The organism is Duganella sp. GW821-FHT01E12 (genome assembly GCF_059422325.1).
This window is the reverse complement of sequence record NZ_JBWKWR010000004.1, coordinates 406,762-422,979: the sequence shown is the minus strand read 5'-3', so window position 1 is coordinate 422,979 and position 16,218 is coordinate 406,762. Positions and strand designations below refer to the sequence as shown.

Below are 16,218 nucleotides of genomic sequence, written 5' to 3'. Positions count from 1 at the left end.
TCCCCAGCAGTTTGCGCCTGCACCGGCTTCGGCCCGTGCGGGCGTTTTTCGCATTCAGAGCCCAACAAAATAACGAGGACACCATGAGCACCATCGAACAAAAAGCGCTGGCTTACCACCGCGCCGGCAGCGCCGGCAAGATCGCCATCGAAGTGACCAAGAGCGTCGCCACCCAGGAAGACCTGGCGCTGGCGTATTCGCCTGGCGTGGCCGCGCCGTGCGTGGAAATCCAGCGCGAGCCGGCCAAGGCCTACGAGTACACCGCCAAGGGCAACCTGGTCGGCGTGATCACCAACGGCACGGCGGTGCTCGGCCTGGGCAACATCGGCGCGCTGGCCGGCAAGCCTGTGATGGAAGGCAAAGTGGTGCTGTTCAAAAAATTCGCCGGCATCGACGCCTTCGACATCGAGATCGACGAAACCGATCCCGATAAGCTGATCGACATCGTCGCCGCGCTGCATCCGACCTTCGGCGGCATCAACCTGGAAGACATCAAGGCGCCGGAATGCTTCTACATCGAGCGCAAGCTGCGCGAGCGCCTGTCGATACCGGTGTTCCATGACGACCAGCACGGCACCGCCATCGTGGTGGGCGCCGGCATGCTGAACGCGATCGAGATGACCGGCCGCGATATCGCCAGCGTGAAGATCGTCTGCTCCGGCGCCGGCGCGGCGGCCATCGCCTGCCTGGAACTGCTGGTGGACCTGGGCGCGAGCCGCAAGAACATCTACGTCTGCGACAGCAAAGGCGTGCTGACCACTGCCCGCGCACTGGACGGCGAAAAAGCCGCGTGGGCGCAGGACACCAGCGCCAGCAAGCTGTCCGAGGTGATGGACGGCGCCGACGTGTTCCTCGGCGTGTCCGGTCCCGGCGTGCTGTCGCCGATGGACATCGAGCGCATGAAGCCCCACCCTATCGTCTTCACGCTGGCCAACCCGGAGCCGGAGCTGCGTCCGGAACTGGTGCGCGAAGTGGCGCCGGACGCCATCATCGCCACCGGCCGCTCGGACTATCCTAACCAGATCAACAACGCGCTGTGCTTCCCTTACCTGTTCCGCGCGGCGCTGGACTGCGGCGCCTCGACCATCAACCAGGAAATGAAGCGCGCCTGCGTGGTGGCGCTGGCCGACATCGCCCGCAGCGACGCCCGTTTCGGCAAGGACTACGTGGTTCCGGGTCTGCTGGACCCGCGCCTGCTGAGCGGCGTCACGCCGAAGGTCGCCACTGCGGCCTGGCGCAGCGGCGTCGCCCGCAAGGAGCTGATCGAGCTGGAATACGCCGAAGACCTGCGCGACCTGGCCGAATCGCTGATCTGATCAGGCGCAGCTTAGGAGCACATCGAGCCTGAAGCGCCGGCGCTTGCCCTTCTCGACCAGGACGGCGGCGGCGCGCTCCTTGATGGTGTAGGTAATGTCCTTGACGGTTTCGGTCTTCTCGTCGCTGAGCGGCTTGATATCGAAACTCAGCCCGCCGCCTTCGTAGCGGCGCGGCTGGCCGTCGCCCACATCGTGGCTGCTGGCCGAGGGCACAGTGGTCAGGCGGCCGCCGGACGAAACGAGCAGATCGCCGCCCAGTTCATAGCCTACCAGCTTGCCCTTGTACTTCAACACCGCGTAACAGGTCCTGGATTCAAGCCGCCCGGCCGCCAGCCCGGCGTCCATCGGAATATCGACCGCCAGCGCCTGCCCCATGGCGCAACAAGCTCCCAAGACCACCGCGCCGACTTTCATATCCCGCCCTTTCAAGAGATTTTTACGTTGAAGCCTTCCGCATCCGTGGGCGGAACGAAGTACTGGGTAATCAAATCGAACTCCGCCTCGCTCGTGCTGAACTGGTGGACACCTTCTTCATTGCGGAGCCTCAGGCGCCGCTTGCATTCCTCATCGCTGACATCCAGAAAATGCAGGCAGTGCGCGGCCTGCGTACCGGCCAGCAGGGACTTCATCCAGGTTCGCGTCGCAATCGTATTCGCCGGGAAGTCCAAGACCACCGAACTGCCCGCGGACAGGATATCCCGGATCAGGCCATGCAAAGCGCTGCGCAACTTGGCCGTGCAGCGCACGTAGTCGGCCAGCGACTTTATCTCGCCGGGATAAAGCGTCGCCAGCATCTTGTCCTCGCTGATCAACACCGTATTCGGCTGACTCGCCAGCGCGCCGGTCAGCGTGGATTTGCCAGCGGCGATTTTCCCGCACACGAGATGCAGGGTCGGGACATCGGCTACCTCAGGCACTGCTGTTTTCATGGGACTCTCCTTGGTTTAAAACCCCGGAGACCAGGCTCCCAAAAAAGAAACCCGCCTCCAGGGCGGGCTTCCTCGTTGCTGCAAAAAGCTAACCCGCCATCGGAAAAATGGCGGTAATAATCGCAAGCTTCGAGTATTGGCGGGCAATCAGCATCATGGCCCAAGCATTGCATAGCTTTTCGACCATGTCAACAAAAGCTCAAACGCCAGCCGAAGGCGGTTCAGCTGCGGTTAATCCGCATCATCACCAGGCGGTGCTCATCGCCGACCAGCAGCACGGCGTGGTCGGCAAACACCATCTGCCGCATCACTGCGGTGCCGCCAAACTCGGTGTCCGTGCCGGTCAGCTTGATGCGCAGGACAGTCGACTTCTGCGCCGACAGCGCCGCCGTGCCGACGCCGTAATCGGCCAGCACCAGCACATCGCCCACCGGATCGCCGACTTTATAGGAGCCGACCACCACATCGGCCAGCAGCAGGCTACCCTTGTACAGATGCGCGTCGAGGTCGGGAGAACGGCCGCTGCCCGCCCATCCCTTGGACAGGGTTTCCTGACCCAGGTCGGTACGGCCGGCCGGCAGCACCGCGATGCCGGATTTGTCGAGCGCCACGCCCATTACGCCGCCAGGGCTGGAGAGTGAGGCCTTGCCGTTCCAAAGCACGCCCATTTTGCCGCTGGTGTCCAGCGCGACCGGATAAGGCAGCGCACCACTGGTGCCCAGCGAATGCAGGATCGGCGCGCCCAGCCCCTTGGGCCACATGCCGACCATGGCGCCGCCGCCTTCGAGCCAAGTGGCGAGCACCACGCCGGCCGCCGCCGCCACGCGCGGATGCAGCGCCGACGTCGATATCTCGAACGGTGGCGTCAACTGCCGGCCGTCGAAATCGAATTTGCACAGCTTGAGCATGTACTGGGTCTTGTCCGTGACCGGCAGCAGCGAGAAGGTGGTGACCAGCCAGAAGCCGTTGCCGTCCACCGCACCGCTGCTTTCGGCGGCGGCCAGTTCGGTGGTCGACGTGGGCGCGACCGCCGGATACAGGTCAATGGCGCCGCCGATCTGCTTCGCCTGCGCGTCGAAGTGCAGCAACTTGGCGCCGGGACCTGACTGCACCATCACAAAGCCGTCCGGCGACGGCAGCATCTGCCACTCGCCCAGGTAGCCGGCGGCCAGCGTGAAGCCGTAGTCGATGGAGGACACCAGAGCGCCGTCCTTGTCCAGCACACTCAATCGCGTTCGGGGATGCACCTGATTGCCGTTCTGGATAACGGTCGTATCGGAGAAGGAGCGCACCACGATATGGTCGCCGATGATCAGCGCATCGCCCATGCCTTTCAACGCGGCGCCGCCCGGCAGCGTAACCGTCTGCCGGACGCCGTCGATGGCGATCGTGCCGGAGGTGTCGGGCGCGGTGCCGACGAAGGTGGCGGACGTGGCGTCAGGTTGCGCCGTGGCGCCAGGCGAACCGCCGCCACCGCAGGCGCTCAACGCGGAGGCCAGCACCAGCAAGGCCAGATGGCGGGGTAAGGCTTGAAAACGCATACTGGCTCACAGTGCACTGTCTGAAAGCGAAAAGTATATAGAAAAACAATCCCCTCCCCATACCATCCGCGCCACAACAGCATGGCCCCGCGAGCCAGCGGGATGACCTGATCGGCCAGCGGCCGGGTCTCGCCGATCAGGACCTCAATAGACCCCGGCAATCATCTCCTGGAAAAACCTGTCATAGCTGCCATCGCTCTTGAGTTCCAGCAGACCCGCGTTGAATTTCCCCACCAGATAAGGCGTGCGCGCCTGATTCCTGGGGAAGCGCAGATAGCCCGGGGTAGAGCGCAAGGGGGGCGATCCGGTTGCAAACAAATCCTTGGTCCCGGGCGGAAAAAGTTCGGGGTTCGCCAGCAGCAGCCATCCGCTCACCTCATCCAGGGGAAAGGCATCAATCCGGCCGGCCAGCATCTTTTTCAGGTTCAGTACATCGCGGGTGGCCACCTCCACGCGAAGCTTGCCGGAACGCGCCATCGCCCAGAAATCGCCGGTGTAGGTATAGCCAAGGGTGGCGCCCAGTTTTACGCCGCGCAGATCGGACAGGCTTGCCCAATGAGGAAACGGCTTGGACTTCAAATGAAAAAACACTTCCTTGTGGTTGGAGATCGGCTCGCTCAGGACAAAATCGGCTTCGCTGGCCTGGCTGGCAAACCAGACCGCGCTGGCATCGTAGTGTCCCAGCCTGGTCTCGGTTTCGGCACGCTTCCACGGCATATAGGTGAATTGGACATCGAGCCCGCTGCGGGCAAACGCCGCAGCGACGACACGGTTCACGAAACCGCCATACTTCGCGCTGCCGGTGGTCCACGGCGGGAATTCGCCGGTGGCGATGGTGACCGTTTCCGCCCGAGCCATCCCGGCAAAACTCAGGCCGAGCATCAAACACAGGGCCGCCGCCATCGAGCGCATCATGCCATCTCCATAGGCTGTCAACCGGGTGTGGGAAGAACTAAAAATAGTAGCCCGCCTGCAGATTGACGCGATGGGTAACACCATCATACTTGGTGGAGGTCGAACCCAGGCCGCCAAAATCCGGTCCCATATACGGCTGGTGCCTGCCCGCCATGAAGTCGGCGTAGAAGTACCATTTTCCGGCGGCGAAGCTCAGCCCTGTCACGTTCTGCTGCGAGTCCTTGTAATTGCCGATGCGCTTACTCAGGACGCTGTAGTCATTGTATATCTTAAACCCGGTGAACGGCCCGATGGTCCCGGGGATGTCATAGCTGATGTTGGCGACATAGATATCGCCCTTGGCCGCGACCGGATACGGATAACCGAACGCACCCAGCATCACGAAGCTGTTCGGGTCCAGGCCGGCGTAGGTCTGGTTCGGCGCGTGCCTGGTTTGGTAGCTGTAACGCAGCGCTTCCAGCATCACGCCCACCGGCCCAAACGCGCCTTTGTAGTGGACCGCGAGCGCGTTGCGGCGAGAGTTCTGGCCGGCGCCGTTGCGTATTTCGCCGGTCAGGCCGGACAGGCCGACCTCCTGCTTTTCGCCGGCGCCAAGATGCCACGCGGCGCGCGCGACCAAGGTATTGCGCTCGCTGTCCCTTTGACCGGTGGCGTAACCCTGCGCGTTATCGTCCGGGACGATGTTGAACGAGTAGCGATTCGACGCGCCGGCGGTGTTGGAACTGCCGCCATACGATCCGCCATCGCGCGGATAGAAACCGAGCTGCCATTCCAGCGGGCCGGGCTTACTGGCGTAGGTCACGCCCAGGTCATACATGTCCTCAAACCCGGTGTAAAACGCGATCGATTCGTAGAAATTATTGGAGGCAAACGGCTGCAGGCCAAACGGGATTTTATCCAGCCCGACATGCACGGTGCTCTTGTCGGCAAAGCGCATGCCTATCCAGCCATGATGCAGGAAATGCTCGGTGTAGTCGCCCTGCCCTTGCGGAAAATCGTTGTAGCGATATTGGCCCGAACCGATCCACCGGCCGTCGTCGTAGTTGACGTCCAGGCGCGCGGTATCCAGTCCGAAGAAGCCGTGCGGATGGTCGGGCTGCCAGTTCTTGTAGACGTAATTAAACCGTATCGCGCCGCCGATGCTCAAGGGCGAAGGGATCGAGTCCCCGCCGCGCGCCGCGCCGCAAGCCAATGTCGCCGCACACAACGCACCGCCCCAAAAACCCTTGGTTAAATTCATGCGCATGATTTTTCCTTGAATAGACGCGCACTATTTGGCGCCCGCTTCCAGGCGTTTCAGATAAGCCGCTTCCAGTTTGGCGCCATCGACTTTTTTCAGTTCGGCGTCGAAAGCCTCCTGCAGCGCCTTGCCGGCGGGGGAGCGGCGGAAGCAGACATGCAGCGTGTTTTCAGTCAGCAGATGGTCGCTGAACATCACGCTGTCCTTGACTGCGGTATGCATCGTCAGGTAACGCAGCACCAGCTTGTCGACGACGATGCCGGGCACTTTCTTGCCGACCAGCTTACGCACATTATTCGTATCGCTGCTGCCCACATCCACCGCCTGCTTCCCCTGCTTGACGGCAGCGTCAAACTCGGCGCTGTTGGCATAGCCCTCCACCACGCCGATCTTGAATGCCGCCAGATCGCTGGTTTTTTTCCAGAGCACCGGGGTGTCTTTCAAATAGCCGATACCGGTTTCACTCTTCCCTATCGGCTGCGACAGGTAGCATTTGGTCTCCGCCCTCTCCGCCGTGTAATACACCGGAAAATATCCGGCATATTCGGGGTCGGTTTCGCCTTTGGCGACCGTGTCCTTCCATTCAAAGTATTTGACCTTGATGTTGTTGCCCAGCCGCTTTTCCACTTCCGCGACGACGGTGCTGGACAATCCGTCGCCCGGCAAAGTCGACCCGCTAAATGGCATCCACTCCAGACTGGCCAGCTGCAGGGTTTTGGGCGGCTCCGCGGCAGCCGCTTGCAGCGAAACAGCGATCGCTGATAACGCAATGATGTTTTTCATTCCCCGCCCCCGTCCACGTTGACTAAATTCATCAACTTCAAGGTACGTTGCGGCGGCGGGTTTAGCAAGCGCCGAGGCCCGGATTTCCATCTACGTTGACAGTTTGCAACAGAACCATCGGCTCAGAACACGCCATGGCGGCCGCCGGCAAGCGCTTATTTTCGGATGACCTCGCCACCCTTCATGACGAAGGTCACCTTGGTCAGCTCCGTCGCGTTTTCCGTGGGATCGCCCTTGACCGCGATGATGTCGGCGAACTTGCCGGCGGTGAGGGAACCCACGCGGTCCTTCCAGCCCAGCAGGTCGGCCGCGTTGATGGTGGCCGCCTGGATCGCCTGCATCGACGTCATGCCGTACTTGATCATGTAGGCGAACTGCTTGGCGTTGTCGCCGTGCGGATAAACGCCGGCGTCGGTGCCGAAGGCCATCTTCGCGCCGCCGGTGAAGGCCTTGCGGAAGTTGTCGCGCTGGAGCTGGCCGATCACCTTTTCCTTGGCGATCGACTCGGGCAGCATGCCGGCCTTCTCGCCCTCCTGCAGGATGAAGTCGTCGTTGTAGATGTCCATCACGAGATAAGTGCCCTTCTCGCGCGCCAGCCTGATGCCCTCGTCGTCGATCAGGCTTGCGTGTTCGATCGAATCGACGCCGGCCAGGATCGCATCGCGGATGCTGCTGGTGCCGTGCGCGTGCGCCGCCACCTTGCGGCCCAGCTTATGCGCCTCGCCGACGATGGCCTGCATCTCCTCCAGCGTGTACTGCTGCGCACCCGGCTCGTCGCCCTTGGACAGCACGCCGCCCGAGGCGCAGATCTTGATCACGTCGGCGCCGTACTTGGCCATCTCGCGCACCTTGGCGCGCGCCTCCCACGGCCCGTCGGCCACGCCGCGGCTGGTGAACTTCATATCGGCCGGCAGCAGGTTCTCGTCGCAGTGGCCGCCCTGGATGCCGATGGCGTAACCAGCGGTGCGCATGCGCGGGCCGACGAAATCGCCGTCGTTGATGGCGTCGCGCAGCGCGACGTCGCCGAAACCGCCGGCGCCCACATTGCGCACGGTGGTGAAGCCCGCCTCCAGCGTCTTGCGCGCGGCGCGCACGCCGTACAGCGCGGCCCGCGTGTCCGACACGCCCAGCGCGTTGTAGCCGCCCAGGTAAGGGTCGCCGGTCAGATGGGTGTGCATGTCGATCAGGCCTGGCAGCACGGTCTGCGACGACAGGTCGATCAGCTGCGCGCCCGCCGGCACCTTGGCCGAGGCGCTGGGGCCGACCGAGGTAATGCGCTCGCCGGTGATGACGATGGTCTGGTCCTTGAGCACCGTGCCGGCGACCACGTCGACCAGCCGGCCGGCGCGTATCGCCACCACTTTGCCGGCGTCGGCGAACGATGGCGCGGCCGCGCCCAGGGTGGCCGCAACGGTGGCGGAAATCAGGAGATGCTTGAGTTTCATCGGGACGCCCTTTTCTAGGAAAAGAAAAGAATAGCAGAGCGCCCGCAAAAAAACGTTCTTATTGTTGAATTATCCGGGCCATGCGCAGGTGCGGAAGCCGGCAAAGATGTCGTCGCGTTCAGGCAGGAAGAAGTTGCGGAACCTGGCCGAGACAAAGCGCTGCGGCGTGGCGAACGACGCGCCGCGCAAGGTCTGGTGCGTGGAGAACCACGGCTCCGAATATTCGCGGTAGCGATCCGCCGCGAAGCCAGGGTAAGCCTCGAACGGGGTCGATGTCCACTCCCACAACTGGCCCCAGCGGAACGCCGGATGGCCCGACAGCGCTGCATATTCCCATTCCGCCTCGGTGGGCAGGCGGCGTCCGGCCCAGGCGCAATAGGCCTGCGCTTCGTACAGGTTCAGATGGCGCACAGGCTCGGCGCCGGCCAGCGTCGCCGGCTGGCCGAAGCGCACGGTGCGCCACTGGCCGCCGTCGCGCTGCCAGTAACGCGGCGCCGAACGCTCCTGCCGCATCAGCCAGTCGGCGCCGGCGCCGCTCCAGAACTGCCGGTTGTCGTAGCCGCCGTCGCCGATGAAATCGGCATACTGCGCGTTGGTCACCAGCGCGCTGTCGATGGTGAACGGCGCCACGCGGAAGGCGTGCGCCTGGCGCTCGTTGTCGAAGGTGAAGCCATTGCCCTCGGCGCTGCCCAGCTGGATGGTCCCGCCGGGGAAGCCGATTTCCGACGGCGCGAACAGCGGCTGGCCGTTGTGCGCGGCCTGCTCCGGCGCGGCAAGGCCCAGCGTCTGCAAGGTGTAGAGCAGCGCCTCGCCATGCATGTCCTCGTGCGCCAGCGCCAGCCGATAGGGATAAAGCGCCGCGTTGTCGTTCGGTTCGCGCGAGAGCTTGTCGAGCACCCGGTCCAGCACTTCGTGGCAGTAGGTCTTCAACGCGCCGGTGCTGGGCAGGTCCAGCGACCAGCGGCTGCGGTGCGGCACCCGCGCAGAGTCGAACCAGTCGTCGCCCTTGCTGAGCAGGCAGTGGCCGTGGGCGTCGGCCGGATGGCTGGAGTCGGCCGCGCGCAGGATGAACCATTCGGCGAACCACGCGGTGTGGCCCAGTTCCCACAGCGGCGGATTGACGATGCGCAGTTGCGGCACGCGCTCGGCCACGTCCATGCCGGCGGCGGCGAAGCAGTCGAACAGCGACAGCGTATAATCCCGCGCATGCCGCAGTGCCAGCGCCATCTGCTGCGGCGAGGCGGTCCTGAACGAAGTTGGGTTGGAAGTCATGGGCCGATTGTAACGATTTTTAGCCAAAACACCAGTGAGCGCACCCCACATCTGGATCGTCAGCCCGGCCTCGGCACGGGCCAACAACGGCAACTGGCAGAGCGCCAGCCGCTGGGCGCGTTTTCTGCGCACGCGCTATCGGGTATCGATTTCGCAACAGTGGCCCGAAGCCGGCGGCGCCGCGCCCGACCTGCTGATCGCACTGCATGCGCGCCGCTCCGCGCCGTCGCTCGACGCCTACGTCCATGCGCATCCGCAGCGGCCATCGATCCTGCTGCTGACCGGGACCGACCTGTATCGCGACATCCAGACCGACGCCAGCGCGCAGCAGGCGCTGCGCCAGGCCAGCGCGCTGGTGCTGCTGCAACCCGCGGGCATGGACGCCCTGCCCGCGCCGCTGCGCGCCAAGGCCAGCGTGATCTTCCAGTCGGCGGCCACGCTGCGGCCCGCGCACGCATCGCACGCGACGCGGCGGCACCTGGACGTCACCATGGTCGGCCACCTGCGCTCCGAAAAAGATCCGCTGACCTTCATGCGCGCCGCCGCGCTGGTCACCGCACCCAAGGCGCGCATGGTCCACATCGGCGGCGCGCTGGAGCCGGCGCTGGAACAGGCCGCGCTGACCACGGCCGCCACCTATCCGCGCTACCAGTGGCTGGGCGCCCTGCCGCATGCGGCCACACGGCAGCGCCTCAAGCGCAGCTGCCTGATGGCGATCACCTCGCACATGGAGGGCGGCGCCAACGTCATCATCGAAGCCGTTTGCAGCGGCGTGCCGGTGCTGGCGAGCGACATTTCAGGAAATCGCGGCATGCTGGGCGACGGCTACGCCGGCTACTTCCCGCCCGGCGACGCCGCCGCGCTGGCCCGGCTGATCGACCGCGCGCTGGCCGAACCGGACTTCCTCGCCCTGCTGCGCGCCCAGTGCGACGCGCGGGCTCCCCTCTTCGCTCCGGCGGCCGAGCAGGCAGCTTTGCTGGAGTTGGTGGATAATCTGCTGCACAAGTCTAAACAAGGAACGACATCATGAGCAATGACCCAATCAAACTGACCTCCTTCTCCCACGGTGGCGGCTGCGGCTGCAAGATCGCGCCGGGCGTGCTGTCCGAGATCCTGAAGAATTCATCCGGCTTCCCGGTGCCGAAGGAGCTGATGGTCGGCATCGAGACCGCCGACGACGCCGCCGTCTACAAGCTCAATGACGAGCAGGCGCTGATCGCCACCACCGACTTCTTCATGCCCATCGTCGACGATCCGTTCGACTTCGGCCGCATCGCCGCCACCAACGCCATCTCCGACGTCTACGCCATGGGCGGCACGCCGATCATGGCGCTGGCCCTGGTCGGCATGCCGATCAACAAACTGCCGCTGGAGACCATCGGCCAGATCATCAAGGGCGGCGAATCGATCTGCGCCGAAGCCGGCATCCCCATCGCCGGCGGCCACACCATCGACTCGGTCGAACCGATCTACGGCCTGGTGGTGCTGGGCCTCGTGCACCCATCGAAGGTCAAGCGCAACGCCGACGCCAAGGCCGGCGACGTGCTGGTGCTGGGCAAACCGCTGGGCGTGGGCGTGCTGTCGGCCGCGCTGAAGAAGGACAAGCTGGACGCCGCCGGCTACCAGGCCATGATCGCCAACACCACCAAGCTCAATAAACCGGGCAAGGCGCTGTCGGAGATGGCCGGCGTGCACGCGCTGACCGACGTCACCGGCTTCGGCCTGCTGGGCCACCTGCTGGAACTGGCGCGCGGCGCCAAGCTCACGGCGCATCTCGACATGGCCAAGATTCCGCTGCTGCCGGGCGTCGAGCAGCTGGCGCACGACGGCTACTTCACCGGCGCCTCGGGCCGCAACTGGGAAGCGTACGGCAAGGATGTCGAGCTGTCGCCGTCGGTGTCGCAGGCGCAGCACATGCTGCTGACCGACCCGCAGACCTCGGGCGGCCTGCTGGTGTCGTGCGACGCCGGCAGCGTCGACGAAGTGCTGGCGTTGTTCCGCCGCGAAGGCTTCGGCGAGGCCGCCGTCATCGGCCGCATGGCCGACGGCGCGGCGCGCGTGACTGTAGCCTGATATGCGCCCGATGCGCTATCGGGTCATCCTGCCTGCCTTGTTCTGCGCCCTGGCCGCCGGCGCGCAAGCGGCCGAACCGGAAGTTGTCCGCTTCGCCGGCAAGTCAGGCACGTTGGGCGGCGAGTTATACCGGCCGTCCGGCGAGGGCCCCTTCCCTGTGCTGCTGTATAACCACGGCAGCGCGGCGGGCATGTTGAACAGCCAGGCCGCAAAAATCATCGGACCTCTGTTCGCCGCGCGGGGATGGTTATTCTTCATGCCGTACCGGCGCGGCCAGGGCTACAGCGCCGACGCCGGCCCTTACATCGGCGACGAGATCAATGCGGCGAAAGAGCGCGGCGGCATGCAAGAGGCTTCGCGCACGATGACCCGCTTGCTCAGCACCGAACATCTCGACGACCAGCTGGCCGCGCTGGCATGGATACAATCGCAGCCCTACGCGCGCGGGAAGACCGTGGCTGTTGCCGGCAACTCCTTCGGCGGGGTGGAGGCGGTGCTGGGCGCCGCCAAGGCGCCCTACTGCGCGGCCGTTGTCGCATCCGGCGGCGCCGAGAGCTGGTCGCAATCGCCCGAGCTTCAGCAGACGATGAAGGCCGCCGTCCGCAGCGCCGCCAGTCCGATGATGTTCTTCCAGGCCGCGAACGATTTCAATCTGGAGCCCAGCCAGGTGCTGTCCGCCGAACGGACGCAGGCCGGAAAAATCACCGTGGTAAAAACCTACGATGCCTTCGGCAAAAGCGCCGCCGATGGCCACAGCTTCGCCTATCGCGGCGCGGAGATATGGTTCGCCGACGTGTTCAGCTTCATCGACCAAAACTGCAGGTAGCAGCCTACTTGGTCCTGTACACTACATCGACCGATTTGGCGAACTTCATGACCGTAATGCCGGTCAGGTCAGCCGCCGGCTCACTTTCCGGTGAAAGCCACAAGCGATTGCCGTGGCATCGGCCATGGCATGCGTTAAAGTAGATCTGTTATCAACCACCGAAAGAAAGTCATGCTGGTCACCACCACAGAAAACGTCGCAGGCTACCGGGTAGTGGAAGTGAAGGGTCAGGTATTCGGCGTGGTCGTGCGCAGCCGCGGGCTGGCGGGCAACCTGATGGCCGGGCTGCGCTCCATCTTCGGCGGCGAGATCCTGGAATACACCGCCCTGCTGGAAGAGACGCGCCGCCATGCCCTCGACCGCATGGTCAAGAACGCGCAGCAAATGGGCGGCAACGCGGTCGTCATGATGCGCTTCGACTCTTCCGAGATCGGCCAGACCATGAGCGAGATCGTCGCTTACGGCACGGTCGTCGTGGTCGAGAAAGCCTGACATGCTGCGCAACGCCTTACTCGCCATCGCACTGCTGGTCGCCATCGGCGCGGGGATCGCCGTGCTGAGCGGCCACCCGGAGGCGACGCCGGGCGCCGTCTGGAGCGTCATGATCGCGCTGGCGGTGCTTTTCGAACGTTGGCGCTATCAAAAGCCGCCAGCCCCCGGCGGCAACTGGCAGGCCACCGGCGAACAGTTCATCGACCCCGAATCCGGCGCGGCGATGGAAGTCCTGTACGATCCCGGCACCGGCGAGCGACGCTATGTCGCCAAGGACGGCAAGCCGTAGTGCTTATCGCAGCGGCTTGCCCAGCAGCGCCCGGCAAGCGGACCTCGATCCGCCCGCCAGCTCAATTGATGTTCAAACTGAGTACGCCGTCCTTGGACGTGCGCGGCACCTCGGGTCCGGCGTTGGCCGCCGCAAGCAGCACGATTTCCTGTTTCGAAACGTCGAAGCTTCGGACGTAGGCCATCGATGGCAGCAGCCCGCCAACGAGGATGCTGCCCTGGTAGCCAGCCGATGACTTCCAGCGCAGCGCAGCGGCCGGCGCCGACGACTTCGCAAACACCACCGTCGTGCCAGCGTCGACCGCGACGGCGGCCGCGCTGCCATCGCTACTATCCAGCAGCACCGAACTGTTGACCGTCGGATCGGCTTCCGGCCGCTCATCCTCCACATGCAGCACATTCAGAAACCATTGATATTTGGCCGACGCGCCCTGATCGGGTCCGGCCGCGATCTCCAGCCGCCACCCGCCGAAGTCCGTCCGGCCGACCTTGTCGAAGCCAGCCTTCGGGGCGTAGTTGTACCAGGCGAATTGACCGTTCCCAATGGCCTGCCGGACGGTGAAACGGCAATCGTACGGACTGGCGGCCGGCACGTTATCGGTCGTCACCTGCATGCACTTGTTGCCGGACTCGCCACCGACCATGCTGATGCTGGCGTTTTTCGGCAGCAGCGGCTCAATCGTCATCATGCCGCTGCCGTTACGCACCAGCAGCGGGAAGTTGTCCGGCGCTGCGGCCAGGTTGACGCGACCCGCGTCGCCGGCGGTCGAGGCGACGTGCACTGTTGGCTTGTCGACCGTGTGCAACAGCGACGTCGCCGGCAGGCCCGCCGTGTGAACGCGATCGAAAACAAGGATGGATGTTTTGCCGCCGGCGACCTTCGGACGCAGATAGAAAATACTGCGCAAGAAGCCATCCCTCTGATCCAGCTTGCTCGAATATGCCTTGCTGGCATTGCCGGTGACGAAGGCGTAAGCGCCGCCCTCTTCATACTGCGTCACGCCGTCGAGCGCGTTGACCGCACCCGGCTTGATCTCGTCCATCGTCGGATAGCGGGACTGGCCGTTCTTGAACCACTGGCCGCCGTCGTTGCTGAAAGTCTTGCTGCCGTCGGAGAATACCTCGTTGGCATCGAACACGATCAGGCTGTTGTGCGCGATGGTCCGGTAGTAATAGTTGTTCCAATGGGCGCTGGCGTAGGCATCGTAGATACCCGAATCGACCAGCAGCGGCGCGTGCCGGAACACCGAGAAACTGTTCTGGTCCAGATGCTGGTGGTTCTCGCTGATGAAGGAGGTCGACTTGAAATCGAGCAGGGTCGAGTTGGCGTAATCCCAGCTGTCGCGCATGAAGACGTTGCCAGCGACGCTGAAGTGGCGCGACAGGGGCAAGGTCGATAACTCGACCGCGTTCGACCGCGCGCCAGGGAAGTACAGCGTATCCCACAGCAGTTGCCCTGCGCCCCATGTCCTCGCGGACTTCACGTACTGCTGATAAAAACTGGTGCCCGTCCCTACGCCGTTGGCGGCCGCGGCCAGGCTCATGTAGCCGACGAACGGCATGCCGACCGTCAGATCAAAATTATCGCTGCCGGCGGGGAAAGAGCCATCGCCGCGCAAGGCGTAGATAAAGGGCTCGATCACCTTGGACTCGAACCGGGTGGGGGCGATCGCCGCGTCCGTCGGCGGCGCCAGCACCCGCCGCCACATGATCAGCCGTTCTATCATCTCGCCGACCGTGGAGTTATAGGCGGACATCGTCTGGTGGCCGCCATCGACCGAGATATAGTCGCGCGCCGGGATCAGTCCCTTCTCCAGGTGGGTGTAGATGCGGTCTATCATCGGCCGTACGTCTACACCGTCGGCGGCGCTTTCGTCCACGATCGCCAGCAGACCGAGCGCGGCGCCGGTCATCGCGCTGGCATTGTGGCCCATGATATAAAAGCGGGAGATATCGGGTTCGCCGTCGCAATCGAGCGTCGCGGTCGACGTCTTCAGCTTCACGGCGCTGCCGCAAATCATCGCGATCAGGTCATCATTGCTTGCCTTCTCCGTCTGGTTATCCGCGCTGATCGTGTTGCGGATATAGCTACGGATATCGGCGCGGGTTTTGTCATCGAGCTCCGGGAAGAACCAGTCGTAGATCACTCCCAGCGCCGCGACACGCGGGTTCATCGACCACTCTCCACCGACCAGATAGTCCTGGATGCCAAAGATGACGCTGACATACTTGCGGGCGGCCTCCAGGTACAGCGGATCGCCGCTCAGTTTGTAGGCCAGGCCCAGGGTCTTGGCTGCTTCGAGGATGACGTTGCGGCCTCCGGTCGCGACATCGCATTCCGGCGCATCAGGATTCTTGACCGGACTGGCGGACACCGCGCACGTATTCTTGATGCGGCCGGCGATCATACTGGCATTGGCGAGGAACGAGACGCGCGCATTCCCCAATTCATAGTCTACGCGATCCATACCCCAAACCGTTATGCCGGCGCCATCCTGCACCACCAGATCGCTGACGACGTCGCCCCGGCGCCCCTGAAAATCGAACCGCTGATTAGCCGGCTGCCAGATGTAGGCGGGATCATAAGCCGGATATTTGACGACGTCCACGGAAATGGCCTTGTCCGCCGACACATCGAAATGCCGGGCGACGCTATCGTAGCTCAACCTGATTCTGGTCGGCTCGCCGGGCTTGACGTAGACATTGGAGAACGCAAAGTAGCCCGCTCCGGCTTTGATGAGCGCAACCTGTATCCTCAATTTATGCTCGCCCGATTCTGCTACGGCGTTGTCCACGTGACGGATCATGATGGCGTTTGTGGCCGTGGTGCCGGTCCCCAGCAGCATGGCGTCTTGCGGATCACCGTCCGCCTTTAGCGCGGCAGTCAGCGTAAATTCTATCGTGCCCTTATTCTGGGGGAACGGGCCGCCATGGGGCAGCGACTGCCTGAGTTGTTCGATATCGGCTTGCGTGGCATACAAACGCGGGTGGACCGGCTTGATGCTGCCGGGGATGGCAAGCGCGTGGCATGACAGTCCAAGACCGGCAAGCAAGGCAAGGCAGCTGAGTGGGGCAAAGCGCATGACTGACTCCTGAAG

General features: G+C 63.9%; 15 protein-coding genes. 6 read left to right on the top strand and 9 right to left on the bottom strand.

Annotated elements, in window-relative coordinates; genetic code table 11:
* Positions 1-83: 83 nt before the first annotated feature.
* Positions 84-1,316: a malic enzyme-like NAD(P)-binding protein gene (locus tag AC07WS_RS15230; protein ID WP_494729896.1), complete on the top strand. Its 1,233-nt coding sequence runs from the start codon at positions 84-86 to the stop codon at positions 1,314-1,316.
* Here AC07WS_RS15230 and AC07WS_RS15225 read toward each other — a convergent pair whose 3' ends face one another.
* From AC07WS_RS15225 to senA, 8 genes are all read right to left on the bottom strand, one after another.
* Positions 1,317-1,730 (bottom strand): hypothetical protein, encoded by a 414-nt coding sequence (locus AC07WS_RS15225; protein WP_494729895.1) that lies wholly within the window; start codon positions 1,728-1,730, stop codon positions 1,317-1,319.
* 11 nt (positions 1,731-1,741) lie between these two features.
* Positions 1,742-2,245, bottom strand: a complete 504-nt coding sequence (locus AC07WS_RS15220) for a P-loop nucleotide/nucleoside kinase family protein (RefSeq protein WP_494729894.1) — start codon at positions 2,243-2,245, stop codon at positions 1,742-1,744.
* 221 nt (positions 2,246-2,466) lie between these two features.
* Positions 2,467-3,786, bottom strand: coding sequence for a hypothetical protein (locus AC07WS_RS15215; RefSeq protein WP_494729893.1), 1,320 nt, complete (start codon positions 3,784-3,786; stop codon positions 2,467-2,469).
* 144 nt (positions 3,787-3,930) lie between these two features.
* Positions 3,931-4,701, bottom strand: coding sequence for a substrate-binding periplasmic protein (locus tag AC07WS_RS15210; protein ID WP_494729892.1), 771 nt, complete (start codon positions 4,699-4,701; stop codon positions 3,931-3,933).
* Positions 4,702-4,738: 37 nt separating this feature from the next.
* A complete protein-coding gene (locus AC07WS_RS15205; protein WP_494729891.1) occupies positions 4,739-5,947 on the bottom strand; it encodes a hypothetical protein in 1,209 nt (402 codons plus the stop codon).
* A gap of 24 nt (positions 5,948-5,971) precedes the next feature.
* The gene (locus tag AC07WS_RS15200; RefSeq protein ID WP_494729890.1) at positions 5,972-6,724 is read right to left on the bottom strand and encodes a substrate-binding periplasmic protein; all 753 of its coding nucleotides are present in this window, start codon (positions 6,722-6,724) and stop codon (positions 5,972-5,974) included.
* A 155-nt stretch (positions 6,725-6,879) separates the two neighbouring features.
* Complete coding sequence (locus tag AC07WS_RS15195) at positions 6,880-8,169, bottom strand: Xaa-Pro dipeptidase (protein WP_494729889.1); 1,290 nt, start codon at positions 8,167-8,169, stop codon at positions 6,880-6,882.
* Between the two features lie 69 nt (positions 8,170-8,238).
* A complete protein-coding gene (gene senA, locus AC07WS_RS15190) occupies positions 8,239-9,441 on the bottom strand; it encodes a selenoneine synthase SenA (protein ID WP_494729888.1) in 1,203 nt (400 codons plus the stop codon).
* A gap of 34 nt (positions 9,442-9,475) precedes the next feature.
* On the opposite strand from senA, the gene senB reads away from it, so the two are divergent.
* From senB to AC07WS_RS15165, 5 genes are all read left to right on the top strand, one after another.
* Positions 9,476-10,471, top strand: coding sequence for a selenoneine biosynthesis selenosugar synthase SenB (gene senB, locus AC07WS_RS15185; protein WP_494729887.1), 996 nt, complete (start codon positions 9,476-9,478; stop codon positions 10,469-10,471).
* Entirely contained in the window at positions 10,468-11,514 is a 1,047-nt protein-coding gene (selD, locus tag AC07WS_RS15180) for a selenide, water dikinase SelD (protein WP_494729886.1), read from the top strand. The genes senB and selD overlap by 4 nt, the downstream gene beginning before the upstream one ends.
* Before the next feature lie 10 nt (positions 11,515-11,524).
* Entirely contained in the window at positions 11,525-12,340 is an 816-nt protein-coding gene (locus AC07WS_RS15175; RefSeq protein WP_494729885.1) for an alpha/beta hydrolase family protein, read from the top strand.
* Between the two features lie 171 nt (positions 12,341-12,511).
* Entirely contained in the window at positions 12,512-12,832 is a 321-nt protein-coding gene (locus tag AC07WS_RS15170; RefSeq protein ID WP_486069318.1) for a heavy metal-binding domain-containing protein, read from the top strand.
* A gap of 1 nt (position 12,833) precedes the next feature.
* Entirely contained in the window at positions 12,834-13,121 is a 288-nt protein-coding gene (locus tag AC07WS_RS15165; RefSeq protein WP_494729884.1) for a hypothetical protein, read from the top strand.
* Positions 13,122-13,182: 61 nt separating this feature from the next.
* Here AC07WS_RS15165 and AC07WS_RS15160 read toward each other — a convergent pair whose 3' ends face one another.
* Positions 13,183-16,203, bottom strand: coding sequence for a heparinase II/III domain-containing protein (locus AC07WS_RS15160; protein ID WP_494729883.1), 3,021 nt, complete (start codon positions 16,201-16,203; stop codon positions 13,183-13,185).
* Positions 16,204-16,218: the final 15 nt, after the last annotated feature.